The organism is Streptomyces formicae, from assembly GCF_002556545.1.
In the GTDB taxonomy this organism is placed as follows: Bacteria; Actinomycetota; Actinomycetes; order Streptomycetales; family Streptomycetaceae; genus Streptomyces; species Streptomyces formicae_A.
Genome location: NZ_CP022685.1, coordinates 5,694,004 through 5,719,772, shown reverse-complemented (window position 1 = coordinate 5,719,772; position 25,769 = coordinate 5,694,004). Strand labels below are relative to the sequence as shown.

The 25,769-nt window shown below is 72.1% G+C and carries 21 protein-coding genes; 5 read left to right on the top strand and 16 right to left on the bottom strand.

Features of this window, described 5'->3' with window-relative positions; all coding sequences use genetic code 11:
* The first annotated feature begins 28 nt into the window (after positions 1-28).
* On the top strand, positions 29-1,363 hold the full coding sequence (locus tag KY5_RS24990; protein WP_234363210.1) for an MFS transporter: 1,335 nt from the start codon (positions 29-31) through the stop codon (positions 1,361-1,363).
* A gap of 76 nt (positions 1,364-1,439) precedes the next feature.
* Here KY5_RS24990 and KY5_RS24985 read toward each other — a convergent pair whose 3' ends face one another.
* Together KY5_RS24985 and KY5_RS24980 are read right to left on the bottom strand one after the other, a co-directional pair.
* Positions 1,440-2,429, bottom strand: a complete 990-nt coding sequence (locus KY5_RS24985) for a malate dehydrogenase (protein WP_098244325.1) — start codon at positions 2,427-2,429, stop codon at positions 1,440-1,442.
* Positions 2,430-3,230: 801 nt separating this feature from the next.
* A complete protein-coding gene (locus KY5_RS24980; protein WP_098244324.1) occupies positions 3,231-4,382 on the bottom strand; it encodes a helix-turn-helix domain-containing protein in 1,152 nt (383 codons plus the stop codon).
* A 643-nt stretch (positions 4,383-5,025) separates the two neighbouring features.
* On the opposite strand from KY5_RS24980, the gene KY5_RS24975 reads away from it, so the two are divergent.
* Positions 5,026-5,355: a hypothetical protein gene (locus KY5_RS24975; RefSeq protein WP_098244323.1), complete on the top strand. Its 330-nt coding sequence runs from the start codon at positions 5,026-5,028 to the stop codon at positions 5,353-5,355.
* 67 nt (positions 5,356-5,422) lie between these two features.
* Here the strand turns inward: KY5_RS24975 and KY5_RS24970 are convergent, their stop codons facing one another.
* The 4 genes from KY5_RS24970 to KY5_RS24955 all read right to left on the bottom strand — a co-directional run bounded on the left by KY5_RS24970 (position 5,423) and on the right by KY5_RS24955 (position 8,870).
* Positions 5,423-6,106 carry a response regulator gene (locus tag KY5_RS24970; protein ID WP_098244322.1) on the bottom strand — a complete coding sequence of 228 codons (684 nt, stop codon included), beginning with the start codon at positions 6,104-6,106 and terminating at the stop codon, positions 5,423-5,425.
* Positions 6,107-6,110: 4 nt separating this feature from the next.
* A complete protein-coding gene (locus tag KY5_RS24965; protein WP_098244321.1) occupies positions 6,111-7,292 on the bottom strand; it encodes a sensor histidine kinase in 1,182 nt (393 codons plus the stop codon).
* A gap of 230 nt (positions 7,293-7,522) precedes the next feature.
* Positions 7,523-7,996 (bottom strand): DUF3017 domain-containing protein, encoded by a 474-nt coding sequence (locus KY5_RS24960; RefSeq protein WP_098244320.1) that lies wholly within the window; start codon positions 7,994-7,996, stop codon positions 7,523-7,525.
* Between the two features lie 19 nt (positions 7,997-8,015).
* A complete protein-coding gene (locus KY5_RS24955) occupies positions 8,016-8,870 on the bottom strand; it encodes a bifunctional methylenetetrahydrofolate dehydrogenase/methenyltetrahydrofolate cyclohydrolase (RefSeq protein WP_098244319.1) in 855 nt (284 codons plus the stop codon).
* Positions 8,871-9,124: 254 nt separating this feature from the next.
* Here KY5_RS24955 and KY5_RS24950 point away from each other — a divergent pair, with 254 nt between their 5' ends.
* Complete coding sequence (locus KY5_RS24950; protein WP_098244318.1) at positions 9,125-9,757, top strand: hypothetical protein; 633 nt, start codon at positions 9,125-9,127, stop codon at positions 9,755-9,757.
* A gap of 86 nt (positions 9,758-9,843) precedes the next feature.
* On the opposite strand, the gene purH is transcribed toward KY5_RS24950, so the two are convergent.
* Together purH and purN are read right to left on the bottom strand one after the other, a co-directional pair.
* Positions 9,844-11,406, bottom strand: a complete 1,563-nt coding sequence (gene purH / locus KY5_RS24945; RefSeq protein ID WP_098244317.1) for a bifunctional phosphoribosylaminoimidazolecarboxamide formyltransferase/IMP cyclohydrolase — start codon at positions 11,404-11,406, stop codon at positions 9,844-9,846.
* Between the two features lie 29 nt (positions 11,407-11,435).
* Positions 11,436-12,074 carry a phosphoribosylglycinamide formyltransferase gene (gene purN, locus KY5_RS24940; RefSeq protein ID WP_418952813.1) on the bottom strand — a complete coding sequence of 213 codons (639 nt, stop codon included), beginning with the start codon at positions 12,072-12,074 and terminating at the stop codon, positions 11,436-11,438.
* 254 nt (positions 12,075-12,328) lie between these two features.
* On the opposite strand from purN, the gene KY5_RS24935 reads away from it, so the two are divergent.
* Positions 12,329-13,099 carry a hypothetical protein gene (locus KY5_RS24935; protein ID WP_234362847.1) on the top strand — a complete coding sequence of 257 codons (771 nt, stop codon included), beginning with the start codon at positions 12,329-12,331 and terminating at the stop codon, positions 13,097-13,099.
* Between the two features lie 36 nt (positions 13,100-13,135).
* Here the strand turns inward: KY5_RS24935 and KY5_RS24930 are convergent, their stop codons facing one another.
* A complete protein-coding gene (locus tag KY5_RS24930) occupies positions 13,136-14,815 on the bottom strand; it encodes a DUF6350 family protein (RefSeq protein WP_234363209.1) in 1,680 nt (559 codons plus the stop codon).
* Between the two features lie 233 nt (positions 14,816-15,048).
* On the opposite strand from KY5_RS24930, the gene KY5_RS24925 reads away from it, so the two are divergent.
* Complete coding sequence (locus tag KY5_RS24925) at positions 15,049-16,449, top strand: sigma factor-like helix-turn-helix DNA-binding protein (protein ID WP_098244314.1); 1,401 nt, start codon at positions 15,049-15,051, stop codon at positions 16,447-16,449.
* Positions 16,450-16,633: 184 nt separating this feature from the next.
* Here the strand turns inward: KY5_RS24925 and sucD are convergent, their stop codons facing one another.
* From sucD to KY5_RS24890, 7 genes are all read right to left on the bottom strand, one after another.
* A complete protein-coding gene (sucD, locus tag KY5_RS24920; protein WP_055552078.1) occupies positions 16,634-17,518 on the bottom strand; it encodes a succinate--CoA ligase subunit alpha in 885 nt (294 codons plus the stop codon).
* 21 nt (positions 17,519-17,539) lie between these two features.
* Entirely contained in the window at positions 17,540-18,718 is a 1,179-nt protein-coding gene (gene sucC, locus KY5_RS24915) for an ADP-forming succinate--CoA ligase subunit beta (RefSeq protein WP_098244313.1), read from the bottom strand.
* 288 nt (positions 18,719-19,006) lie between these two features.
* On the bottom strand, positions 19,007-19,705 hold the full coding sequence (locus tag KY5_RS24910; RefSeq protein ID WP_098244312.1) for a hypothetical protein: 699 nt from the start codon (positions 19,703-19,705) through the stop codon (positions 19,007-19,009).
* A gap of 141 nt (positions 19,706-19,846) precedes the next feature.
* Entirely contained in the window at positions 19,847-20,698 is an 852-nt protein-coding gene (locus tag KY5_RS24905) for a hypothetical protein (RefSeq protein WP_098244311.1), read from the bottom strand.
* Between the two features lie 169 nt (positions 20,699-20,867).
* The gene (locus KY5_RS24900; protein ID WP_098244310.1) at positions 20,868-22,037 is read right to left on the bottom strand and encodes a VWA domain-containing protein; all 1,170 of its coding nucleotides are present in this window, start codon (positions 22,035-22,037) and stop codon (positions 20,868-20,870) included.
* Positions 22,034-24,487 (bottom strand): DUF5682 family protein, encoded by a 2,454-nt coding sequence (locus KY5_RS24895; RefSeq protein WP_234362846.1) that lies wholly within the window; start codon positions 24,485-24,487, stop codon positions 22,034-22,036. Before KY5_RS24895 ends, KY5_RS24900 begins: the two co-directional genes overlap by 4 nt.
* Positions 24,484-25,662 (bottom strand): ATP-binding protein, encoded by a 1,179-nt coding sequence (locus KY5_RS24890; protein ID WP_199843212.1) that lies wholly within the window; start codon positions 25,660-25,662, stop codon positions 24,484-24,486. Before KY5_RS24890 ends, KY5_RS24895 begins: the two co-directional genes overlap by 4 nt.
* Positions 25,663-25,769 lie beyond the last annotated feature (107 nt).

Here is a 25,769-nt window from a genome sequence, read left to right as displayed (position 1 = left end):
CTCCCCGCCGCCCCCGCGCCGCTCGACCCTGCTCGTCCTGTGCGCTTGCGTACTCGTCGCCCAGGGCATGGTCGCAGCCATCAACCTCCTTGTCCCGCAGCTGAGTTCGTCCGCGCTGCACCCCTCCCCCAGCCAGCTCCTGTGGACCGTCGACGCCTACGTCATCGCCTTCGCGGGCCTACTCATCCCCGCGGGCGCGCTCGGTGACCGCTACGGCCGCAAGGGCGCGCTCCTCGCCGGTCTCGGCCTCTTCGCCGCGGGCGCCGCCGTCAGCGCGCTCGCCGCCGTACCGGCGACGCTGATCGCGGGCCGCGCGCTCTCCGGCGCGGGAGCCGCGCTGATCATGCCCGCCACCCTGTCGATCCTGATGCGCGTCACCCCGCTCGCCCACCGCCCGCGCGCCCTCGCCTCCTGGGCCCTGTCCGCCGGACTCGGCGGCCTCGCGGGCAACATCGGCGGCGGGCTCATCGGCTCCTACCTGCCCTGGCAGGCGCTGTTCTGGGTGATGGTGCCGCTGGCCGCCCTGCTCGCCCTGGCCGCCGCCCTGACAACTCCCCGTACGGACAAGGCAGTCGAGGCCCCGTCCCTCGACCCCGTCGGCACGCTCCTGCTCACCGGCGGGCTGCTCGCCCTGCTCTTCGGCATCATCGAGAGCCCGCTGCACGGCTGGACGTCGGCGCGCATCCTGACGGCCTTCGCCGCGGGCGCCGTACTCATCGCCCTCTTCGTCCGCCACGGGCTGCGCTCCCGGGCGCCCCTCTTCGACCCCCGGGTCTTCGCCTCGCCGCAGCTGCGCGCGGCGACCCTGGGCACGGCGGCGAGCTTCTTCGGCCTCTTCTCGCTCTTCTACGTCAACTCGCAGTTCCTGCAGTACGAGAAGGGGTACGGCGCCGCACGCGCGGGCCTGGCGATCATCCCGCTCACGATCGGCATGGTCCTGATCCCCCGGCTCGCCGCGCGCTGGGCGGGGCGCCCCCGTCCGGTGGTCGGCGGCGGTCTGCTCCTGATCGGCACCGGCCTGCTCGGCGCGTCCACCGCGACCGGCGCGACGCCCTACGCGGTCTACGCCTGCTGGCTGCTGATCATCTCGGCGGGCACGGGCCTGTGCATGCCCGCGCTCACGATGAGCGTGGTCACCTCGCTCCCGCCCCACCAGGCGGGTCTCGGCTCCGGCCTCAGCACCTCGGCACGCGAGGTGGGCGCGGCACTCGGCGTGGCCGTCACCGGCACGACCCTGGCCTCGCACGGCGGGGACGGCTTCGCGGGCGGGATGGAGGCGGCGCTGCGGATCGTGGCGCTGGTGGTGATCGCGTCGGCGGGTCTGGTCACGCTGGGCTACGGCAAGCGGGAGCCCCGCGCCTGACGAACACGCCCGAAGAACGGTGAACGCCCCTTGGCGGCCGCACGAAGCGGCCGCCAAGGGGCGTTCACCAACCGAATCAGATCAGACCGAGACCACGCACGGCCTCGCGCTCCTCGGCGAGCTCCTGGACGGAGGCGTCGATGCGCGTGCGCGAGAACTCGTTGATCGACAGGCCCTGGACGATCTCGTACTTGCCGTCCTTGGTGGTGACGGGGAAGGAGGAGATGAGGCCCTCCGGAACGCCGTACGAACCGTCGGACGGGATGCCCATGGAGGTCCAGTCACCGGCGGCCGTGCCGTTCACCCACGTGTGGACGTGGTCGATGGCGGCGTTGGCGGCGGAGGCAGCGGAGGACGCGCCACGGGCCTCGATGATCGCGGCGCCGCGCTTGGCGACGGTCGGGATGAACTCGTCGGCCAGCCAGGACTGGTCGCTCACGACGTCGGCGGCGTTCTTGCCCGCGATCTCCGCGTGGAAGATGTCCGGGTACTGGGTGGCGGAGTGGTTGCCCCAGATGGTGAGCCGCTTGATGTCGGCGACCGAGGAACCGGTCTTCTTCGCGAGCTGCGAGAGGGCGCGGTTGTGGTCCAGGCGGGTCATCGCGGTGAAGCGCTCGGCCGGTACGTCCGGGGCGGCGGCCTGCGCGATGAGCGCGTTGGTGTTGGCCGGGTTGCCGACGACGAGCACCTTGATGTCGTCGGCGGCGTTGTCGTTGATGGCCTTGCCCTGCGGCTTGAAGATGCCGCCGTTGGCCTCAAGGAGGTCACCGCGCTCCATGCCCTTGGTACGGGGGCGGGCGCCGACGAGAAGAGCGACGTTGGCACCGTCGAAGGCGACGTTCGGGTCGTCGCTGATCTCGATCGAGTTCAGCAGCGGGAAGGCGCAGTCGTCGAGCTCCATGGCGGTGCCCTCGGCGGCCTTCAGCGCCGGAGTGATCTCGAGAAGGCGCAGGTTGACCGGCACGTCCGCGCCGAGCAGGTGGCCCGAGGCGATGCGGAAGAGCAGCGCGTAGCCGATCTGGCCGGCCGCGCCGGTGACGGTGACATTCACGGGAGTGCGGGTCATGGCGATCTCCGTAAGACAGCTGGCGGTGGGGGTCCCTGTCCCTACGTACGTGGATCCCCTGGTTCCTGGATCCCCGCCGACGCCGCGCCGAGTCCTCGATCGCCTCTCGATGATCGATCTCTTGGCATCAAGAGAGATCCGCCGTCAGGCTATCGCGCTCCGACTCCCCCTGACCCCCGGCCCTGTGTGGCCCGGCCCACAGCCTCTGTGGCGGGGGGCGGCCGCCACCTCGGGAGAGGGAGCGTGGCGGCCGCCGTGGGGGTGTGACCACTCCCGTGGGGGTACGGTGCGCCTGCCCTCCGGGGAGCGGGTCATTCCCCCCTGTCGCCGTTTTTTCTCTCTGGTCGGGTCTGGGGTGCGTGGTTCCCTGCCGGGTGGGTGGGGGGTGGGGGCTTCTTGCCCACGTCCGGTGTGGTGTCACACGGGGTTTTGCGCAGTTCCCCGCGCCCCTGAAGGGGGCCCCGCCCGGTGGTCCGGTGCGGGGCCGCGGCGGTATGTCCGTCCTCGCCGTCCCAGATGGCCGCCACACTCCGGGCACCTCGGCACGTGGCCACATGTGCTCCGGGCGGACATACCGCCACGTCCCCTCCGGTCGAACAGCGACTGCGGCCCGGTGGGGGCCGGGAACCCCCGCCGGGGGACGGTCGCGAGCGCGCGCGAGGGGACGTGGGGGTATGTGCGCACGGAGCACATAAGTGACGGGGGCAGGGAAGCAAGTCCGTTGGCGGTCATCTGGGACGGCGAGTACGCACATACCCCCGCGGCCCCGCCCCCACGACGAACCCAAGGCGACACCGGCAGCTACGTCGTGCAACCCGTCTGGCCAGACGCAAGCGTCGCGCACGCCTTTGCCGCCGTGCCGTTCTTCACCGCCACCATCGGCGTATACGCGTCGAAGTTCTTGCTCACCGTCCCCTTCTGCTTCGCCCCCGCACCCCCACCGCCCCCGGTGATCTCCACCGTGTCCCCGGGCGCCGCCTGCGTGATCCGCGCCCAAGCGGCCCCGCACACCTTGCTGAAGCGCACCTCGATCACCGTCTTGCCGATCGTGGCCCGCGACGTCGTCCTCGCCAACTCGCCGCCGCACCCCATGTTCTCGGGATCCTTGCCCGCGCAGTCCGTCCCACTGCACTCGACCCCCGCGGGCAACTTCGCACGACTGGAACTGGGCGTAGCCGACGGCTTCGCCTCGTCCTTCTTGTCGTCGCCGCCCCGCGTCAACAGCACGGCAGCGGCGATCACGACCAGCGCCCCCACCGTCCCCGCGAGGAACATCGTCAGCTTCCGACGCCGCCGCTGGCCGTCAGGAGAAGCCCCGGCACCTCCGTCCTCCCCCTGAGGCGGAACGCCACCGGCACCGAACGCCGACGCGGACACGTCTCCGTACGAAGACGATGGAGCGCCGAAAGCACCACCGGGTGGAGAAGGAGAAGGGGAAGGAGAAGGGGCCGGGGAAGGGGCAGGGCGCTGCGGCGGCACCGTGGGGGAGACTCCGGCCGGGCCCGCGATCCCCGTAGCGCTCCCGATCCCCCCGCCCCCGTTCCGCGCAGCCGCCCCGTCCCCCTTGCCCTTGGGCGTCTTGGACGCCTTGGACGAACCGCCCGGGTTCTGGCCCAACTCCCCCAACGCCGCCCGCGCCTGCGAGATCCGGATCGCCTGCATGGTCATGTCGTGCCGCTGCTCGGAACGGCTCCACGCCCGCTCCGCCAGCTCCCACATGGTGATGAGATGCACCGGAGGCGTCCCGGTGACCTCGGCGAGCGCGACGATCGCCCCCTTGGGCGCGAGCAGTCGCCCGTTCAGATAGCGCTCCCACGACGTCTTGCTGTAGCCGGTCCTGTCGGACACCGCCGCGATGCTCAGCCCACTACGGTCGACGAGCCTGCGCAACTGGCTGGCGAACTCCCTGACCTGCGGGTCGAGCTCATCCGGTAGCGCCTTCCAACGAGGCATTGCTCCCCCTATTCCCCCCGTACGTGCCTGTCCTGCCCCCGCGCGTCCGTCTTGCCGCCATCCCGTTCTGGACTACCCAGAGGGATGCGCAAAGTCAGGATGTCAGTTCCGGCCGTGGGGGCGCACGGGAGCATTCGGGCCACTGGCGTGCAGCGTCACACTCCCCGCGATTCGCGGACCAGTGTCCCACCGCCGCCCCGCTCCACGATGCGGAACCCCTGGGACCGGTCCGGGACGTCACAGAGCGTCCCGATTGGGAGAGTTGACCGATTCCTTCCGCTCGTACGGACATCGGACCAAGCTCGTTGCACGCCCCGAACACCGTTGCGGAATGGTCACCTCCGTGCCACAGGGGCCGGTCATCCCTTGTCCGGGGTTGGCGGGTCCATGACTCTGGATCTCAAGCGAAACGCATCGCTTACATCGGCTGATTCCCACCGGAACCAGCGCGCTGACCGGCGGCGTTCGTCCTCCCACGGGGGTGAGGACGGGCGCCGTCTCAGGTTTGGGCGCGCGCCGTCCCACGAAAGGGTCGAAGAAGCGCGCACCGGCCATGTTCAGCCACGCACGAGCACGGCGGGTAGGCAGAGTTCGTGAGGAACCGCGACGCGACGCGGCACCCACCTCACGAAGGGCCCCGGACATGACACACGGCAACCGTCTCGCCCGCCTCACCACGGGCGCACTCGCCGCCTCCGCCCTCCTCGCCACGGGCCTGGCCATCGCGCCCACGGCAGCGGCGGCACCGGCCACCGCGCCCACCGCGATCCAGGGCACCGCCCCGTCCTGTGTGAAGCGGGACGTCATCAAGCACAAGAAGTACGTGAAGGTGACCAACCTCTGCGGCGAGGCCATGCACCTGAAGGTCGTCATCGACTGGGGCAACGACTCGCCGTGCCTGACCTACCAGCACGGCGAGCAGTGGGAGTGGAACTGGGGCCGCGGCTCCTACGGCAAGGTCGTCACCTGCTGAACCACTGGACGATGAACCACCAGGTGCTGAACCACCGGGCCCGCCTCCGCACCGGATCGCGGGCCCCTCAGCCCCCGGGCGTGACGAGCCCCGTCTCGTAGGCCACCACCACGGCCTGCGCCCTGCTGTCCAGGTCGAGCTTGCTCATCGTGCGGTTGAGGTGCGTCTTGACCGTGGCCTCGCTGATGTAGAGCCGCTCGGCGATCTCCGCGTTGGTCAGACCGCGCGCGATGAGCTTGAGGACCTCGACCTCCCGCAGGGTCAACGCCCCCAGATCGGGCGGCGGTTCGTCGCCCGCGCCACCGGGCCCCGCCGTCTGCCGGGCGAACGCCTCGACCAGGCGCCGCGTCACGCTGGGCGCGAAGAGCGCGTCACCGCCCCCGACCGCCGCCACCGCGGCGAGCAGCCGTTCGGGCCCGGAGTCCTTGAGCAGGAACCCGGAGGCTCCGGCCCGCAGCGCCCCGTACACGTACTCGTCGAGGTCGAAGGTGGTGAGCACCAGGACGCGCGGCGCCGGTTCGGGCGCCTGCGCGAGGATCTTCGTGGTCGCGGTGATGCCGCTCATGCCCGGCATCCTGATGTCCATGAGGATCACGTCGGGCCGAGTCCGCGCGGCGAGCGCGACCGCCTCGGCGCCGTCGCCCGCCTCGCCGACGACCTCCACGCCCGGCGCAGCCCTGAGCAGCCCCACCAGGCCCGCACGGATGAGGAACTGGTCGTCCACGACGAGCACTTTGATGCAGCCGGTCATCCGGTCATTCCGTAGCGTCGTCCCCCTGCGCTGCGGCCCGCGCCGAGGTCGGCAGGGTGAGTCGCACGGCGAACCCTCCCTCGCTCAGCGGGCCGATGCTGATCGTCCCGCCGTAGAGCTTGGCCCGCTCCCGCATCCCAAGCAAGCCGTGCCCGCTACCGGTCCGTAGTCTGTCCGGAATACCCCCCTCTCCGCCGGACGGCCGGGTGTTGGTGACGGACACCTCGATGTGGTGGGGCAGATAGCCGAGTTCGACGGTCGCGGTGGCGCCGGGGGCGTGCTTGATGACGTTGGTCAGAGCCTCCTGGACCACGCGGTACGCGCAGAGTTCGACGCCGGGCGCGACCTCGCGCGGCGTGCCGGTGACGCGCAACTCGACGGGGAGGCCCCCGGCGCTCAGCCGTTCCGTCATCTCGCCGAGCCTGGCGAGTCCGGGCATGGGCGCGTCGGGGGCCTCGGGCCCCTCCTCGCCGTCGTCGGGCCCCGACCGCAGCACGCGCAGCATGCGGCGCAGCTCTTCGAGGGCCTCGCCGCTGGTCCCCGAGATGGTGCCGAGGGCCGCGTGCGCGGTGGTGGGGTCGGAGGTGAAGACGAACCGTGCGAGGCCCGCCTGCACGGATATCACCGACATGTGGTGGGCGACGACGTCGTGCAGTTCGCGGGCGATGCGCCCGCGCTCCTCGGCGACCTCGCGCCGCGCCCGCTCGTCCTGCTCGCGCTTCAACTGCCGCGCCAGTTCGGCGGATTGACGTGCGACGTAGCCGAAGCGCCACAGCACGAGCGAGAAGCCGACGGCCTGTCCCACGACGGACGCCATCACGGCGTCCTTGCTGATGAGACCGGCGTAGATCCATACGGCGCACATCAGGGCCGCGCCCGGCAGGGAGACGCGGACGGGGTACACGGACGCGACCGTATAGACGGCGATCATGGGTCCGAAGGTGTTCACCACGGGCCAGTAGCCCAGGGTGACGTACACGGCGCACGCGAGGTGGACGACGAGCAGGACCGTGAGCGGCGCCCGGCTCCTGAACACGACCGGCAGGTTGACAAGACCCACCAATACGTACGCCCTGGCGTCGAGTTCGGGCCATCCCTGCCGCAGGGCCTCCTGTCCGAGCAGCACGGCCACCGTGGTCAGGGCGACCGCGATGAGCGCGTCGACGACTAGGGGGTGGATCCGCATCGCCGCAGCGTAGCCCGCGTGCGGGCGGCGTCACGTCAACCAGCGGCGGTACCGCGGAAGTTGTAGGAACCGCGCGGCTACCGCGCAAGGTGACCCGGACCTCCACCCCCCACGCGATGACGTGCGCCGGGCGGGTCCGTAAGTTCGGACGGGAGCGACGATGGCCCGTCCTCTCCGGGGGAAGGACGGGCCATCGTCACTCGAGCGGCGCGCGCGAGGGGCGGGGTGGTTCAGATCGTGTAGTGCAGCGTGTCGTCCAGGAACGGGATCTCCAGGATCGGGTCCGGCTGCGCCATCATCGCCAGGAGCACGATCGCGCCGCCGAGCACGCCGTACGTGACCATGTCCGTGAACCGCGAACGGACCGCGAGCATCCCCACGTCCGGCAGCATCCAGCGCAGCACGGCGCCGCCGATGAGCGCGAGACCGATCAGTATCGTGCCGAAGCGGAACGCGTCGAGCGCGGTGATCAGCAGGCCGAGCCCGACCGTGGAGACCACGGTGAGCAGGGGCCACTGCCGGGCGGGCGCGGGCGCGTCGCCGGGCGCCGCGCGGCCGCCGCCCTCGGGCCGCGCGGTGTCCCGCGTGAACAGCGGGAAGCGGCGCGTCACCTTCCGCGGCCGCCCGTCCGGGCTCGGCGCGCTGACCGCGCCCTTGGCCTCGGGAGCATCCGGGGTCTGCCCCGGCTCAGGTCCTGCACTCATGGCCTGGCACCTTTCCCGTTCAGCTCGCGGAGCGTTCCGCCGCCTCGACCACGTTCACCAGGAGCTGTGCGCGGGTCATCGGGCCGACGCCGCCCGGGTTCGGGGAGATCCAGCCTGCCACCTCGGCGACGCCCGGGTGGACATCGCCGACGATCTTGCCGTTCTCGTCGCGCGAGACGCCGACGTCCAGGACGGCGGCGCCCGGCTTCACGTCCTCGGGCTTGATCAGGTGCGGCACGCCCGCGGCGGCGACGATGATGTCGGCCCGCTTCAGGTGCGCGGCCAGGTCACGGGTGCCGGTGTGGCACTGCGTGACGGTGGCGTTCTCGGACTTGCGGGTGAGGAGGAGCGGCATCGGCCGGCCGATGGTCACGCCGCGGCCCACGACCACGACCTCGGCGCCCTTGATCTCCACGTCGTGCTGCCGGAGCAGCCGGATGATGCCGTACGGCGTGCAGGGCAGCGGCGCGGGCTCGTTCAGGACGAGGCGGCCGAGGTTCATCGGGTGCAGGCCATCGGCGTCCTTGTCCGGGTCCATCAGCTCCAGGACGCGGTTCTCGTCGATGCCCTTGGGCAGCGGGAGCTGGACGATGTAGCCCGTGCAGGACGGGTCCTCGTTGAGCTCGCGGACGACCGCCTCGATCTCCTCCTGGGAGGCGGTGGCGGGCAGTTCGCGCTGGATGGAGGCGATGCCCACCTGCGCGCAGTCGCGGTGCTTGCCCGCGACGTACTTCTGGCTGCCCGGGTCGTCGCCGACCAGGACGGTACCGAGTCCGGGCGTGACGCCCTTCTCCTTCAGGGCCGCCACGCGGGCGGTCAGTTCGGACTTGATCGCGGCTGCGGTGGCCTTGCCATCGAGAATCTGGGCGGTCATGCCCCCATCTTCCCGGATGAGCCCCGCCCGGTACCAATCAGGGCACTCCCCCGGGCGCACCGCCGTTCCGCCGCTGATCAGCGAGGTTGCACTTGCACAACACATACGGAATACGGCTGGACAAATAAGCCGTGGCTAAAGAACGATGTGCGGCACAGTGCCGCGGCAGTGTCGGGGGGACGGACCGCATCTGTAGAACTTCCTCCATGGTGCTCCGCGTCGTCCCCAGCACCACCCGACGGAGGAAGACCGCCATGAGTTACGGCGACCCGAACAACCCATACGGGCAGCCGCCCCAGCAGCCCCCGGCCGCTCCCGGGTACGGCTATCCCCAGCAGGCCCCGCCCGGCGTCCCGCCGCAGCAGGGCTACGGCTACCCGCAGCAGCCCGGCTACCCGGGCTACCCCGGTTACCCGGGCGGCAACATGATGCAGCAGTCGATGCCGGGTCTCCTGATGACCGCGCGGGTCTTCCTGTTCCTGATCTCCTCGGTGCAGATCCTGTCGACCATCGGCTTCCTCTACGGCGCCGCCGTCGCCAACGACGTCTCGGACAGCGCCGACGAGTTCGGCCTCGACGACGCGGGCTTCGGTGACGCGGCCACCGGCCTGTTCGTGGTCTTCGCGCTCATCGCCGCCGCTCTCGCCACCCTCTCGATCACGCTCGGCGTGAAGTTCGGCCGAGGCGGCCAGGGCGTGCGCATCACGACGGTGGTCTACGGCGCGCTCGGCGGCATCGTCGGCCTCATCTACCTCTTCGTCGGCCTGGACACGGGCCTGGCGACCGCGATCATCGGCCCGCTCATCTGGGTCGTCTTCGCCGTCATCATCACCCTCGCGCCCGTCGTCCCCAGCGGCACCGCGTGGTTCAACCGCCCTCGCTACTGAGCGAGTCGGCCCCGGCACGGGGCACGAACGGTGGCCGCGTCCCTCCTCGGGGGAGGGACGCGGCCACCGTCGTGTCAGGGTGCGGCTCAGTGGAAGAAGTGCCGCGTCCCCGTGAAGTACATCGTGACGCCCGCCTTCTTCGCGGCCTCCACGACCAGCTCGTCGCGGACCGAACCGCCGGGCTGGACCACGGCCTTGACGCCCGCGGCGGTCAGGATCTCCAGACCGTCGGGGAAGGGGAAGAACGCGTCGGAGGCGGCGTAGGAGCCACGGGCCCGCTCCTCGCCCGCGCGCTCGACGGCGAGCTTCGCGGAGTCGACGCGGTTGACCTGGCCCATGCCGACGCCGACCGAGGCACCGTCCTTGGCGAGCAGGATCGCGTTGGACTTCACCGCGCGGGACGCCTTCCAGGCGAAGGCCAGCTCGGCGAGCTCGCCCTCGTTCAGGGCGTCGCCCGTGGCGAGCGTCCAGTTGGCGGGGTTGTCGCCGTCGGCCTGGAGCCGGTCGGTGACCTGGAGCAGCGCGCCGCCGTCGATCTGCTTGACCTCCACGGCGTTGGACGGCGCCCGGTGGGCGCGCAGCACGCGGATGTTCTTCTTCTTGGTGAGGACTTCGAGGGCGCCGTCCTCGTACTCCGGCGCGACGATGACCTCGGTGAAGATCTCGGCGACCTGCTCGGCCATCTCCTTGGAGACGGGGCGGTTGACGGCGATCACGCCGCCGAACGCGGAGAGCGGGTCACAGGCATGCGCCTTGCGGTGCGCCTCCGCGACGTTCGAACCGATCGCGATGCCGCACGGGTTGGCGTGCTTGATGATCGCGACGCAGGGCTCGTCGTGGTCGTACGCGGCACGGCGCGCGGCGTCCGTGTCCGTGAAGTTGTTGTACGACATCTCCTTGCCGTGCAGCTGCTCGGCCTCGGCGAGACCGCCGTTGCCGTCGACGTAGAGGGCCGCGCCCTGGTGCGGGTTCTCGCCGTAGCGGAGCACGTTCTTGCGCGCGTACGTGGCGCCGAGGAACTCGGGGAAGCCGGACTCGTCGGCGGCCGCGTAGCCGTCCGCGAACCAGCTCGCGACCGCCACGTCGTACGCCGCCGTGTGCTGGAACGCTTCTCCCGCGAGGCGCTTGCGCGCGGCCAGGTCGAAGCCGCCCGCCGTGACCGCCGCCAGGACGTCCGCGTAGCGCTTCGGGTCGGTGACGACCGCGACCGAGGGGTGGTTCTTGGCGGCCGCGCGGACCATCGAGGGGCCGCCGATGTCGATCTGCTCGACGCACTCGTCGGGGGTGGCGCCCGAGGCGACGGTCTCCTTGAAGGGGTACAGGTTCACCACGACGAGCTGGAAGGGCTCCACACCGAGCTCGGCGAGCTGGCGCCGGTGGTCCTCCAGGCGCAGGTCGGCGAGGATGCCCGCGTGGACCTTCGGGTGCAGCGTCTTGACGCGGCCGTCCAGGCACTCGGGGAAGCCGGTGAGCTCCTCGACCTTGGTGACGGGCACCCCGGCGGCGGCGATCCTCGCGGCGGTCGAGCCGGTGGAGACGAGCTCGACGCCCGCCTCGTGCAGCCCGCGCGCGAGCTCTTCCAGGCCGGTCTTGTCGTAGACGCTGACGAGCGCGCGCTTGATGGGGCGCTGCGCAGCGTCGGTGTTCATAGCTGCGTTGGCGTTCGTAGCTTCGGCGGTCACGGGATAAGAACCTTTCGTCCCTCAATGCGGTAGCCGTGCCGGGCCAGACGCCCCACGACATCGACGAGCAGCGTGCGCTCGACTTCCTTGATGCGCTCGTGCAGAGCGCTCTCGTCGTCCTCGTCCCGGACCTCGACCACGCCCTGGGCGATGATCGGGCCGGTGTCGACGCCGTCGTCGACGAAGTGGACGGTGCAACCGGTGACCTTCACGCCGTACGCGAGCGCGTCGCGCGCACCGTGGGCCCCCGGAAAACTGGGCAGCAGCGCGGGGTGCGTGTTCACGAACCGCCCGCCGAAGCGCGCGAGGAACGCCTTCCCCACGATCTTCATGAACCCGGCGGAGACCACCAGGTCGGGTTCGTACGCGGCGGTCGCCTCGGCCAGCGCCGCGTCCCACTCGTCGCGGGTCGCGTGGTCCTTCACCCGGCAGACAAAGGTCGGGATCCCGGCGCGCTCGGCACGCTCCAGGCCCGCGATGCCGTCGCGGTCGGCACCGACCGCGACGATCTCGGCTCCGTAGCCCCGCGCGCCCTCTTCGCCGATGGTGTCGATCAGGGCCTGCAGGTTCGTGCCCGACCCGGACACCAGCACGACGAGGCGCTTGGGGCGCGCGACCACAGCGCTCTTGGCCACAGCGGGGCCCTTTCTCGGGAAGTGCGTCTTTGTATGGTCGTACGAAGGCTTCGTGCCCCGCGATACGGGGAACCCTACGAAGCGGCCGACCGCCAGCAACGATACCGGCACCCGGAACCGCCCCTCACGGGACGGTGGCGCGGGGGGAAGGTAGCGTCTGTGGGAAAGGCGCCTCAATACCGACGAATGCCGAGTTGCCGAGCCACCGCACGAAGGCTCCACCACGGCCCTACCAAGGGGAAGACGCACACCTGATGCCGGACCGTAGCCGCCCTTCGTCTCCACCGCAGGATTCCGATTCCCAGGGACCGAAGTCCCGGGACTCGGACCGGCAGGGAACGGGCAAGGACGACGACAACCCCTTCGCGCCGCCGCCGGAGGGGACTCCGGACCGGCCCTGGCAGCCGCGCCGCCCCTCGGGCGACTCCGACCAGGACGGTGCGGGCGGCGGCTCCCCCTGGGGCAGCCAGTGGAGCGACCGGCAGCCGGGACGCTCCCAGGGCGGCTTCGGCGAGCGCCCCGGCCAGCAGAACGGCCCCGGCCAGGAGGGCCCGTCGGGCCCCGGCGGTAACGGCGGTGGCATGCGCTGGGACCCGACCGACCCCGCCCAGCGCCGCGCGCGTTACGCCCTGCTCTCCGGCATGTGGGGCTTCTTCTTCGCGCTCTTCGGCTGGCGGTACGTCGCGCTGCTGCTCGGCGCGCTCGCGCTGATGTGGGCCGTCCAGTCGCTGCGCGCCAAGCGGCGCACCCCCGACCCCACGGCCGCCGCGCCCGCGGGCCGCGAGGGCACACCGCAGGCCGACCAGGCGCCGACCAGCACGCGGCCGCAGACGACGGCGGCGATCAGCGGCCTGGTGACGGGCGCGCTCGCGCTGGCCATGGTGGCGGCCACGTTCACGGCGCAGCTGGTGTACCGGGACTACTACACGTGCGTGGACGACGCGCTCACCAGCGCGTCGAAGCAGTCCTGCGAGGACCTGCTGCCGAAGCCGCTGCGCCCGCTCCTCGGCGAGCAGGACGACTGACGCTCCCGCCCCGCCGCGAGGTCCTTCCGGGCCCGTTCACCCCGAGCCGGGGTGAACGGGCCCTTCGCGTTCCTGCGGGAGTTCCGAGGCCGTCCGAGCGCCCGGTTCCGGGGCCCGCCCCGCCTCCATGAGCGCCTGCCAGCGGGCCTCGCGGCGGGACTCGTCGTGCCAGGCGGGCGCGGTTTCGAAGTCGTACGGCTCGAAGTCGGGCACGGCCGGTGCGACGGGCTCGGCGGACGAGGCGCCCCCGGGGGGCTTGGGGGTCTTGGAGGCACGGGCGGGCCACGGCAGCCGGACCTTCGGCATGCGCACCCTCCCCCGTACGCGAGGCATCGGCACCCGCACCCGGGGCAGGTGCGGCCGGGGCACCGCGAGGTGCGAAAGCCAGGACCGCCGCCCGCCCTCCGTCGCGGGCTCCCCCACCACCGCCTCCTTCGGCGCCGCGGGCTGCGGCTCCCGCAGCCGCCACGCCCGCAGCGCCAGCGCACCCGGCACCCCGACCAGCGCAGCCCAGCCGAGCGCCGCCGCTCCTGTCTGCCACCACACCGGACCGAAGTCGGCGAGCACGGCCACGCCCATCGGCCCGCCCGCGAGCGCGCTGAGCAGCGCCGTCGCCGCACCGCACACGGCCGAGGCCGCCGCCGCGCCCGCGGCCGTCCGGCCCCGCGACCACGCCTCGTCCCGCTCGCCGAAAGCCGGGGCCGCCGCCCGCACCGTGCACCACGCGACCATCAGCCCTGCCGCCACGGGCACTCCGGCAGCGGCCCAGGTCAACGGGGATCCCGGCCCCTCGGGAGGCACCGCGGCGAGCAGCGGGAAGGGCGGGAGCAGCGGCCCCGCGCCCACGGACAGCGGGCCCGCCACCGTCCCCGTGCCCAGGGCGAAGCCGGGGCCGAGTCCATAGGCGGCGCCCCACACCGCCGCGTTCGGCACCAGCGCGAGGGCGAGCAGCAGCACCGCGAACCGCCCCGACCACACGTCCGTGACCTGCGCGAACGACTCCCGCATCGGGCCCGCGTGCAGCACCAGGGAGACCGCGACGAGCAGCGCGCCACCGCCGACGAGCACCAGCGTCGCCGCCGCCCCTGCCCGGGCGAGCGCCAGCGCCCGCCTGCGCACGAAGAAGCCGTGTACGAAGAGCGCCCGCACCCCGTCGGGCAGCGCGGTGAGCACCCCACGCAGCGCCACCGGCAGCGGCCCGCGCGGACGGCCGTGCGCCGTCCACACCCCGAACCCGGCCGCGACCACCACGAGCAGCGGCAGGTGCACGGCGGCGCTGACCCAGGACGCCCGCAGCTCACCGCCCGCCGCGTAGAGCGTCGCGGCCGCGCCGACCAGCAGGTACCCGGCCACCACCCCGCACCACGCGGCGCGCACCTCGTGCCCGCGCCCCTCGGGGGCCGCCGCGTCCCTGGCCGCCCGGTGCACGAGCCAGCCCGGCAGGACGACGAGCAGCAGCGGCGTGACGCCGACCGGCGCGGGCACCCCGGAGAGCGTGTCCGTCCTGATCAGCTCGGTGCCGTGGGCGAGCAGCCAGAGCCCAGCCGCCACGTGCAGGGCGCCGCCGGGTCCGCTGTCCGGGTAGGGCGAGCTGATCCACAGCACCATCACGAGGACGGCGAACGAGCCGAGCCCGAGCCCCGCGGCGACGGCCCCGCCGACGACGCAGGTGGCGAGTCCCGGCGAACGGTCACCGTCCCGTGCGGTCAGCGGCAGCGGCTGTGACTGCGGCTGCTGCTGCGGCGGCTGCGGCTTCGCGGGCGGCGACGACGAGGCGCTGAGGTCGGTCGGTCGGTTCACCCGGCCATGCTCCCAACGACACGCGCTTTCTTCCCGTAACAGGCGAATACCCGAAGTGTCGCTCAAGATACGTTTATGTACTTTTTCGTACGGCGGAACGGCTGCGCCCGGCCGTTCGCCGCACGTCGGCCCACCGCGCGGAGAGTCCGATGACCCAGAGCCCTGCCACGCCTCTGCCGTCCCCCAAGGAACGCCGCAGGCTGCGCGAGGCGAAGTCGCTGAGCCAGGCCGACGTCGCCGCGAAGGTGGGCGTCACCCGGGAGACCGTGCGCTCGTGGGAGACGGGCCGCACCAGCCCGCGGGGGCGCAAGCGCGACGCGTACGCGAAGCTGCTCGACGCGATCGCGGACGAACAGTCCGCGCGGCCTCCGGCAGGCGTAGGCCGGACGGCCGAGCCCACGCCCTCTTACGGGCCCTCCGCCCCTGAAAAGCCGTCCCCGGAGCCATCCCCGAAGCCGAAGAACGGCACCTCGCGCAACGGCTCCGCGCCGCTCCACGGCTCCACGCCACACCACGGCTCCGCGCACCCGAACCCCGTACGCCCCGGCCCTTTGAAGATCGCCGCCCTCGCCACCGCCGACCGCGGCAGATCACGGACCCGGCCCGAACCCACCGCCCAACGCGCGTCGAAGCCGCAGGCGACCCCGCGCGGCTCCCGCAAGCTCCCCCACCGCGGCCCGGCGCCGGTCGGAACCCGGCGGACGGCCCCCGCGTCACCCGACCCGGTCAGCTCCGCACAGCCGGATCGGCCCGCCCTCACCCCCGCCCAGGCGTTTGACGCGCTCTGCACCCACTGCGCCCCCGGCCTCGTACGCCAGACGTATCTGCTCACCGGGCACAGGACCCTCGCCCAGGAGTCGGTGGAGCGGGCCTTCCAACTGGCCTGGCAGCGCTGGCCCGAGGTGGCCGTCGACCGTGACCCCGCGGGCTGGGTGCGCGCGGCGGCGTACGAGTACGCGATGTCCCCCTGGCACCGCTTCCGGCCCAGCCAGCGGCACCCCGACGCACCGCCCGCCGAACCCGCCGACCGCGCGTTCCTCGACGTACTCCTGAGCCTGCCGCCCGCGCAGCGCCGCACGCTGCTGCTCTACGACGGCGTCGGGCTCGACCTGCCCGAGACCGCGGCCGAGACGGAGGCGAGCACGCCCGCGGCGGCCAACCGACTCCTGCACGCGCGCGAGGCGGTCGCCGAACGCCTGCCCGACCTGGCCACGCCCGACGCGCTGCACCGGCGCCTCGGCGAACTGGGCGGCGCGGAGAAACTGGGCACGCCCGAGGCCGCACGCATCCGCACCGGCAGCGAACACCGCGCCCGCTTCTGGACCCGCACGGCGATCGCCTTCACGGCCCTGATCATCGGCGCGACGGCCCTCACCCTGAGAACGGCCCCCACGCACTACGAGCCCCCACAGGCACCGGGCAAGGCCATCAGCGGAATCCCGGCCCGCATGGGCCCGGGCCCGCTCTCATACGAGGAAACGGAACTCCGCGAGAAACTCCGAGCGGAACTACCGAACGACGAGGCCCGCTTGAAGCCACAGCCGAGGTAGGCGGCCAGGAGGGTCGCCCCTTAAGGGGCGCGGGGAACTGCGCAAAGGGGCGCGGGGAACTCCGCAAGGGGCGCGGGGAACTGCGCGCCAAGCCCCCACACCCCCGCAGCCGAAAACAAAAGTGGGCCCGCACCTCAAGAAGAGGTGCGGGCCCACTTTCGACTGCTAAAGGCCAGGGGCCAGCTCAGCCCGCGAGAATGGCGCGAGCCAGCTTCGCCGTCTCGGTAGGCGTCTTGCCGACCTTGACGCCAGCGGCCTCAAGCGCCTCCTTCTTGGCCTGCGCCGTGCCGGAGGAGCCGGAGACGATGGCACCGGCGTGGCCCATGGTCTTGCCCTCGGGCGCGGTGAAGCCCGCGACGTAGCCGACGACCGGCTTCGTCACGTTGGCCTTGATGTAGTCCGCCGCGCGCTCCTCCGCGTCGCCGCCGATCTCACCGATCATGACGATCAGGTCGGTGTCGGGGTCGGCCTCGAACGCCTCCAGGGCGTCGATGTGCGTCGTGCCGATGACCGGGTCGCCACCGATGCCGACGGCCGAGGAGAAGCCGATGTCACGGAGCTCGTACATCATCTGGTACGTCAGCGTGCCGGACTTCGAGACCAGGCCGATGCGGCCCGGCTTCGTGATGTCGCCCGGGATGATGCCGGCGTTGGACTGGCCCGGGGTGATGAGACCGGGGCAGTTCGGGCCGATGATGCGGGTCTTGTTGCCCTTCGACTTCGCGTACGCCCAGAAGGCGGCGGAGTCGTGGACGGCGATGCCCTCGGTGATGACGACGGCGAGGGGGATCTCGGCGTCGATCGCCTCGACGACGGCGGCCTTGGAGAAGGCCGGCGGCACGAAGAGGACGGACACGTTGGCGCCCGTGGCCTCCATGGCCTCCTTGACCGAGCCGAAGACCGGTACCTCGGTGCCGTCGAAGTCGACCTTCGTGCCCGCCTTGCGCGGGTTCACGCCGCCGACGATGTTGGTGCCGTCACCCAGCATGAGCTTGGTGTGCTTCATGCCCGTGGCACCGGTCATGCCCTGGACGATGACCTTGCTGTCCTTGTTGAGGAAGATAGCCATGGCTGTTCTGTCCCTCGTCCCTTACTTCGCGGCCGCGAGCTCGGCGGCCTTGTCGGCCGCGCCGTCCATGGTGTCCACACGCTGCACGAGCGGGTGGTTGGCGTCGCTCAGGATCTTGCGACCCAGCTCCGCGTTGTTGCCGTCGAGGCGCACGACCAGCGGCTTCTCGACCTTCTCGCCCTTCGAGGCGAGCAGCTCGAGGGCCTGCACGATGCCGTTGGCGACCTCGTCGCACGCGGTGATGCCACCGAAGACGTTGACGAAGACGGACTTGACGTCCGAGTCGCCGAGGATGATCTCCAGGCCGTTCGCCATGACCTCGGCGGAGGCGCCGCCACCGATGTCGAGGAAGTTGGCGGGCTTCACGCCACCGTGGTTCTCACCGGCGTACGCGACGACGTCCAGGGTCGACATGACCAGACCGGCGCCGTTGCCGATGATGCCGACCTCGCCGTCGAGCTTGACGTAGTTGAGGTTCTTGGCCTTGGCGGCAGCCTCGAGCGGGTTGGCTGCGGCCTTGTCCTCAAGAGCCTCGTGGTCGGGCTGGCGGAAGTCGGCGTTCTCGTCGAGCGAGACCTTGCCGTCCAGGGCCAGGATGCGGCCGTCCTTGGTCTTCACCAGCGGGTTGACCTCGACGAGGAGCGCGTCCTCGGCGACGAAGGTGTCCCACAGAGTCACCATCGCCTCGGCGACGCCCTCGGCCACCTCGGCCGGGAACTTCGCCTGGGCCACGATCTCGCGGGCCTTCTCGATGTTCACGCCCTCGACGGCGTTGACCGGGACCTTCGCGAGGGCCTCGGGGGTCTTCTCCGCGACCTCCTCGATGTCCATGCCGCCCTGCACCGACGCCATGGCGAGGAAGGTGCGGTTGGTGCGGTCGAGGAGGTACGAGACGTAGTACTCCGCCTCGATCTCCGGGGACAGCTCGGCGATCATCACCTTGTGGACCGTGTGGCCCTTGATGTCCATGCCGAGGATGTCCGTCGCACGAGCGACGGCCTCGTCGGGGTTGGCGGCCAGCTTCACGCCACCGGCCTTGCCGCGGCCACCGACCTTCACCTGTGCCTTGACGACCGACTTGCCGCCCAGTCGTTCGGTGGCCTCGCGCGCCGCCTCAGGCGTGTCGATGACTTCACCGGCCAGCACCGGTACACCGTGCTTGGCGAAGAGGTCCCTCGCCTGGTACTCGAACAGGTCCACGCGCGTCCGTCCCTTTTCCGTGATCTCGCTGCGATCTCGCTGCTTTGGTGTCAGCTGTCTGCGTGGGCGTGCCGCGGAGGGCAACGTGACTGCGCTGTCACAAGGGAGGCGTAGGACGGAGTCCGGTACGCGGCATGTCCGTCTCGCAGGTTATCGCCGCGGGCCGTAGGTCCCTAAATCGCAGATCACATTTGGGCGGTGATGACTGTCACAGATCACCCGCCCCGCGGGCCGGGGGCGGCCCCTGCTGCGCCAGGGGCCGCCCGTTTGCTCCAGTTGCTCCCGCGATCAGCCGGTGTACACGTAACCCGGCGTGATGTCGCCGGTCACACCCCGCACACCGGTGACGGCGTTGCCCGCGAGGGCCCCGGCGTCGGGGGTGACGGTGCGGGTCACGTCCTGCGCCAGGTACGACACGTCACCCACGGCCTGCTCGGCGACCGGCACGACGCCGTCGACGGCGGTGGCGGCGACGGGGGGCAGGACGGAGGCCGAGGTCTGGTCGACGGCCGGGGACACGGCGCCCTCCAGGTCCGGGGCGAAGGCCGAGAGGGGACCGAAGAGGTAGTCGATGTCCGTGTCGGGGGCCTGGACGTCGGGGACCTGGACGTCGTCCTGGGTGGGCAGCGTGTCCGGGGCCGGGAGCCTGTCCGGGGCCGGGAGCTTGTCCTGGGTCGGGAGCTTGTCCTGGGTGGGGAGCTTGTCCTTGACCTGGTCGGTGTCGACGGTGGGTGCGGTGTCGACGGACTTCACCTTGGCGGCGGCACCGGTCGCGACCTTCTTGACCTGGCCCACGGCGGAGCCGTCGGTGACATCGGTGACGTCGGTGGTCTTGCCCTGGACGTCGGCGACCGCGTCGGACGCCTGGTCCGGCACCGCGATGGAGTGCTGGGGCAGCTCGTCCGCGCTGGCGACGGCCGAACCGAGCGCCCACGCGCTCGTGACACCGGCGGCTATGACGAGGGAACGGCGGATGTTCTTGTTCATGCTTGCGTCAGATCCTTCGAATTCGTGCTCTGGCTGTGGATCCGGTCCCGAGGCGTACGGAGATGTACGGAGACCTAGGGGAACCGGAGGGCAGACCTGTTCCGCCCCCGCGCGGCAGGTCATCGCGGGGAAAGGGCTGCCCTAGCCAGGGAATTCGGGAATGTCCCGCTGTCTGTCGCGGGTCGGCACGGAGTCCGCGGCGCGCCCGGGCCCGGAGAGGAGCCGGACCGGCGCACGGCCGTCGAGCACCGCGGCGTGCAGATCGCCGTGCCGCGCCACGCCGCCGTCACCGGCGGACGCGTTGCCGAGGGAGCCGCCGGGATGGGCGGGCGCGGGCGGGGACTCGTGCCCGGTGCCGTACTCGCTCTTGCTGTGACGGGGATCGACGCGTCGGTCCCCGTCGGCGCCGAGTCCGGGACCGGGATGCCAACTCCCCGTTCCGTACGCCAAGCCGACCTGCGGCCGGACCGGCCGCTCGGACCGGTGCGTGCGCTCGTGCGCAGCCGGGCTGTCACCGTGCGGCGCGGCGTCCGGAGCGGGCGCGGGCTCTGCCTCGGGCCCGCCGCCACGTCCGTCACCGTCACCGGTTCCCGGAAGAGGCCGCTGCCGAGGCAAGAGCTCCGACGGCGAAGGCGCCTCGCGCAGGCCACCGGCCGCCTCGTGCACGGCCTCACCGACAGGACGCACGACGGGCTCGGCAACGGGCTCGGCGACCGGCTCGGCGACCGGCTCGGCAACGTGCCGCACCGCCGGGGCGACGGGCTCCGCCCGCTCGACCGGCTCGGCCTGCTTGAGGGGCAGCGGCTGCACCTGCCGAGGCGCAGAGCCATCGCCCAGTGGCCCGTCCGCCGCCTGCGCCCGCTCCCCGGAGAGGAACCCGAGCACGAGCAACCCGCCCAGCAACAGCACCACTTGCAGCGCGCGCCGCCCGGCCACCGTGCGCACGAAGCGCCCGGCGGAACCGGTCGGAGCGGCTGCGGAAGCGGAAGTCACAGCGGGAGGGGTCCTCTGCGGCAGAAGGGATGCCCGCGTCAGGGCGGGTGCACGTGCGGCACATGCGGCACGGCGGAGCGGAGCGGAACGTATCGCTCCGCGAGTGCGGTGCGACGATCCTCGCACGGGACGCCCGCAGTCGCGCAAGTCCCCTGTTACCGATGCGCGTTCATGTCCTGTTCCCCGCTGTCGTGTCCGGTATGGGAAGTGGGCGCCTTTCGATCGCCGCGGCCATCACGTCGGGGAAGAGGTCAGGCGTGCAGGCGAAGGCCGGTGCGTCGAGCGCGGCGAGCGCCGCCGCGTGCTCGCGGTCGTACGCGGGCGTCCCCTCGTCGGAGAGCGCGAGCAGCGTCACGAACTGCACCCCGGACGCCTTCATCGCCGCGACCCGCTTCAGCATCTCGTCGCGTATGCCGCCTTCGTAGAGATCACTGATCAGGACGACGACCGTGTCCGCGGGCCGGGTGATCTGCGACTGGCAGTACGCGAGCGCCCTGTTGATGTCGGTCCCGCCGCCCAGCTGCGTACCGCACAGGACGTCCACCGGATCGTCGAGCTGATCGGTCAGGTCGACGACGTTCGTGTCGAAGACGACGAGCCGCGTGTTGAGCGACCGCATGGAACCGAGCACGGCGCCGAACACCGAGGCGTAGACGACGGACGCGGCCATCGACCCCGACTGGTCGATGCAGAGGATGACCTCCTTCTTCACCGACTGGGAAGCGCGCCCGTACCCGATCAGGCGCTCGGGGACGATCGTCCCGTGCTCCGGCAGGTAGTTCTTGAGGTTGGCCGCGATCGTGCGGTTCCAGTCGATGTCGTGGTGGCGCGGCCTGCTGACCCGCGCGCTGCGGTCGAGGGCACCGGTCAGCGTGGAGCGGGTCCGCGTCGCGAGCCGCTTCTCCAGGTCGTCGACGACCTTGCGCACGACGGCCCGCGCGGTCTCCTTGGTGGTCTCCGGCATGGCCTTGTTGAGGGAGAGCAGCGTCCCCACCAGGTGTACGTCCGCGTCGACGGCCTCCAGCATCTCGGGCTCCAGGAGCAGCGTGGAGAGCCCGAGCCTGTCGATGGCGTCGCGCTGCATGACCTGGACGACGGACGAGGGGAAGTACGTCCGGATGTCCCCGAGCCAACGCGCCACGGACGGCGCGGATCCCCCGAGCCCCGCCGAACGCTCCTGCCCCCGGGCTCCCTTGGCGTCCCCTCCCCCGTACAACGCGGTGAGCGCCCCGTCCATCGCCGCGTCCTGCCCGGCGAGCCCGCACCCCGTGCCGTCCGCGTCACCCCCACCGAGCACGAGCCGCCACCGCCGCAGCCGCTCATCCGTAGCCCCGCTCATCGGCCCACCCCCACAAGGTCGTTGTGATCACCCGCACCGGCCCCGGACCCCGTCCCGGCCCCAGCCCCAGCCCCAGCCCCAGCCCCAGCCCCAAGCAGCAACTCCACAACCGCCAGCACCGCATCCGCCCGCACCGCGTCGATCTCCGGATCGAACCCGGGTATCCCTCCCGCGACCGTGGCCACCGCGCCGGACGACCCCCCGCCGGGACCACGCCGCACCAGCTCCCCCAACGTCCGCCGCACCCCTGGCTCGTACGCCGAGAACGTGCGCCGCAGCAGTGGCAGTACGTCGGTGAACGCGTCGCCGGAGACCCCGCTCAGCCAGTCGTCGACCAGTCCGAGCAGCCGCTCGTCGTGCACGAGCAGCATCCCGCCGCCGGACGCGCCCCCGACGAACCCCTCGATCCAGGCGGCGCCCTCGGCGGGCGCGCTTCCCCGGGAGAGCGCGAGCCCCATGAGCCGGGCGACGTCCTCGTCCCCCAACTCCCCGCCGTCCAGGAGCAACCGCACACTCCGCCCGCGTACGACTCCGGCGACGGCCTCCCGCCCAGCGAGCTTCCGCAGCACGGAGTACCACCGGACGCGGACGTCCTGGGCGTCGCCCGTAGCCGACGACGACGCCAGCTCGCCCAGCAGCCCGACCGCTTGGTGCACCACGTCGACATGCCCCCGCATGGCCAGTGCCGCGTCCGCGTCGAGCCCCGCGCACGCAGGCGGCAACCCGACGAAGACCCGCTCGGCGAGCCCGAGGGCGACCTCGCCGAGCGCCTCCGTGCCGGTCCCCCGAACATCCCCGTACCGAAGGGACCGCACCAGCGCGGGCAGCGCCTGTGCGAGGTGGCCAACGTCCGTGTCCAGCGCCGCCCGGTCCGCGAGCACCCGCATCACCACGGGCAGCGCGTCCGGCAGCTCGGCGAGCAGACACCGCTCCGCGAGGGAGGTGACATCGGCGAGGGCGACCGCCTCGACCGCGTCGGCCGACGCCCTGCCCGTGGCCGCGCCGAGCACCGTGGTCCCCCACACCCCCGCCTCCGCGACCCGCACGGACAGCTCAGGATCCCAGCGCAGTCGCCAGGTCTCCCGGAACGTGCCCGTACTCCCCCGGGACGCGGCCGGATCGCCCCAGCCGATGCCGAGCAGCCTGAGCCGGTGCAGCAGGGTGCTGCGCGCGGCGTCGGTCTCCTTGCGCAGGTCGAGCTCCAACTGCCGCTCCAGCGCCTCCGGTTTGAGGCGCAGCCTGCGCTGTATCCGGGTGAGGTCGCGCTGCAACGGCACCGCGGGCGCCGCGTCGGGCACCTCCCCCAGGACGTCCCCGACGACGAGCCTGTCGTGCACGAGCCCGAGCGGCACGTCGGAGCCCTCGCACATCACCGCCCGTACGGCATCGGTCGCCTCGGTGAGCCCCGCCAGCGGCCGCCCCCGCATCGCGGCGAGCGTGTCGGCGAGCCGCACCGCCTCGATGACGTGCGCGGACGACACCGGCCTGTCCTCGGCGCGCAGCAGCCCCGCGACCTTCGTCATCCAGCGCTCGACGGGCCGGTCGGGGGCGCCGAACAGGTGGCCGTACCAGCCGGGTGACGTGATTCCCGCGCCGTACCCACTGGTGCGGGAGAGCCTGCGGTGCGTCCAGGGCACCCACGTCATCTCGGCCTTCACCTTGGGCAGGCCCTTGAGCAGCGCGCGGTCGGCGGTCACCGTGACCTTCCGCCGCAGCGCGGGAACGTGCCAGGCGCCGCACACCACGGCCACCCCGCCCGCCCCGAACTCCTTCTGCGCCGCGCGCACTTGGATGCGCATGTAGGCCTCGCGCGTCAGGTCGCGCGCGTGCCCGCCGTCCCCGTACTCCTCGCGCAGCGCCGTCATGGCGTCGCCGAGCGCCTCGAACGGTGCGAACGCGTCGTCGCCGGGTCCCCGGTGCTCGACGACGTCCTCCCACCAGCGCTCGGGGTCGTCGTACCCGGCGGTCTCGGCGAGCACGGCGAGGGGATCGATCCGCACATCATCCCGGCCACCCTCCGCTCCCCCCTCGCCTTCGGCCTCACCCTCACCCTCACCCTCACCTTCGCCTTCGGGCTCGCCCTCCCCCTTGCTCTCGTCCTCGCTCCGCTCCTCGGCGCGCAGGGCGAGCGAGTGCGCCGCGGGGAGGTCGATGAACCGCACCGGCACGCCCTGGCCGAGCGCCCACTGGATGGCCACCCACTCCGGAGAGAACTCCGCGAGCGGCCAGAACGCCGAACGGCCGGGCTCGTCCACCACGTGCGCGAGCAGCGCGACCGGCGGCCGCATCCCCTCGTCGGCGGCGAGCGCCACCAGGGCGTCGGCCTCGGGCGGCCCCTCGACCAGGACGACCCCGGGCCGCCCCTCCTCGAGCGCGGCCCGCACCGCACGCGCGGATCCCGGACCGTGGTGCCGCACCCCGAGCAGCAGCGGCTCCCGTGCCGTCGTCACGCGCTCACCTCGCGGCAGGCACGGTAGAAGTCCTTCCACCCGTCGCGCTCGCGCACGACCGCTTCGAGGTACTCCTGCCAGATCACGCGGTCCGCCGCCGGGTCGCGCACGACGGCGCCGAGGATGCCCGCCGCGACGTCACCGGGGCGCAGCACGCCGTCCCCGAAGTGGGCCGCGAGCGCGAGGCCGTTGGTGACGACGGAGATGGCCTCGGCGGTCGACAGCGTGCCGCTGGGCGATTTCACCTTCGTACGCCCATCGGTGGTGACGCCGTCGCGCAGCTCGCGGAAGACGGTGACGACGCGCCGGATCTCGTCGAACCCCTCAGGCCCTGTGGGCAGTTCGAGTGACGTGCCGAGCTGGTCGACGCGGCGCGCGACGATGTCGACCTCGGCGTCCGCGCTCTCCGGCAGCGGCAGGACGACGGTGTTGAACCGGCGGCGCAGCGCGCTCGACAGGTCGTTGACGCCGCGGTCCCTGTCGTTGGCGGTGGCGATGAGGTTGAAGCCGCGCACGCCCTGCACCTCCTGCCCGAGCTCCGGGATCGGCAGGGTCTTCTCCGACAGGATCGTGATCAGCGTGTCCTGCACGTCGGCGGGGATGCGGGTCAGCTCCTCGACCCGCGCCGTCATGCCCTCGGACATGGCGCGCATGACGGGGCTGGGCACGAGCGCGTCGCGGCTCGGCCCGTGCGCGAGCAACTGCGCGTAGTTCCAGCCGTACCTGATGGCTTCCTCGGGGGTGCCCGCCGTGCCCTGCACGAGCAGGGTCGAGTCCCCGCTGACCGCGGCGGCCAGATGCTCGGACACCCAGGTCTTGGCGGTCCCCGGCACGCCGAGCAGGAGCAGGGCGCGGTCGGTGGCGAGCGTGGTGACGGCGACCTCGACGATGCGCCTCGGCCCCACGTACTTCGGTGTGATCACGGTCCCGTCGGGCAGCGTGCCGCCGAGCAGGTACGTCGCGACGGCCCACGGCGAGAGCTTCCAGCGGGCGGGACGCGGCCGGTCGTCCTGCGCGCCGAGCGCGGCGAGTTCGTCGGCGAACGCGTCCTCGGCATGCGGCCGCAGGACCTCCGCGCCGCTCACGGAACCGCTCGCGGAATCAGTCACGGAATCAGTCGCGGGCACGGGCCCGTTCGCGGTCGCGGACGTCGTCGAGTCGACGGAAACGGTCATGGAGCGATCCCCCTCCAGCTCGTCCGGACGCATCTGGCCCGGATGTGTCTCCACCGTGCACCACGCCACTGACAATCGCCCCGAGCAAGCCTCTGACCTGCACCGAT

Excerpts from the sequence above, each read along its gene's own strand:
- KY5_RS24985 (WP_098244325.1), bottom strand. The coding sequence starts at position 2,429 with ATGACCCGCACTCCCGTGAATGTCACCGTCACCGGCGCGGCCGGCCAG.
- KY5_RS24980 (WP_098244324.1), bottom strand. The coding sequence starts at position 4,382 with ATGCCTCGTTGGAAGGCGCTACCGGATGAGCTCGACCCGCAGGTCAGG.
- KY5_RS24975 (WP_098244323.1), top strand. The coding sequence starts at position 5,026 with ATGACACACGGCAACCGTCTCGCCCGCCTCACCACGGGCGCACTCGCC.
- KY5_RS24970 (WP_098244322.1), bottom strand. The coding sequence starts at position 6,106 with ATGACCGGCTGCATCAAAGTGCTCGTCGTGGACGACCAGTTCCTCATC.
- KY5_RS24965 (WP_098244321.1), bottom strand. The coding sequence starts at position 7,292 with ATGCGGATCCACCCCCTAGTCGTCGACGCGCTCATCGCGGTCGCCCTG.
- KY5_RS24960 (WP_098244320.1), bottom strand. The coding sequence starts at position 7,996 with ATGAGTGCAGGACCTGAGCCGGGGCAGACCCCGGATGCTCCCGAGGCC.
- KY5_RS24955 (WP_098244319.1), bottom strand. The coding sequence starts at position 8,870 with ATGACCGCCCAGATTCTCGATGGCAAGGCCACCGCAGCCGCGATCAAG.
- KY5_RS24950 (WP_098244318.1), top strand. The coding sequence starts at position 9,125 with ATGAGTTACGGCGACCCGAACAACCCATACGGGCAGCCGCCCCAGCAG.
- purH (WP_098244317.1), bottom strand. The coding sequence starts at position 11,406 with ATGAACACCGACGCTGCGCAGCGCCCCATCAAGCGCGCGCTCGTCAGC.
- KY5_RS24935 (WP_234362847.1), top strand. The coding sequence starts at position 12,329 with ATGCCGGACCGTAGCCGCCCTTCGTCTCCACCGCAGGATTCCGATTCC.
- KY5_RS24925 (WP_098244314.1), top strand. The coding sequence starts at position 15,049 with ATGACCCAGAGCCCTGCCACGCCTCTGCCGTCCCCCAAGGAACGCCGC.
- sucD (WP_055552078.1), bottom strand. The coding sequence starts at position 17,518 with ATGGCTATCTTCCTCAACAAGGACAGCAAGGTCATCGTCCAGGGCATG.
- KY5_RS24910 (WP_098244312.1), bottom strand. The coding sequence starts at position 19,705 with ATGAACAAGAACATCCGCCGTTCCCTCGTCATAGCCGCCGGTGTCACG.
- KY5_RS24900 (WP_098244310.1), bottom strand. The coding sequence starts at position 22,037 with ATGAGCGGGGCTACGGATGAGCGGCTGCGGCGGTGGCGGCTCGTGCTC.
- KY5_RS24890 (WP_199843212.1), bottom strand. The coding sequence starts at position 25,662 with ATGACCGTTTCCGTCGACTCGACGACGTCCGCGACCGCGAACGGGCCC.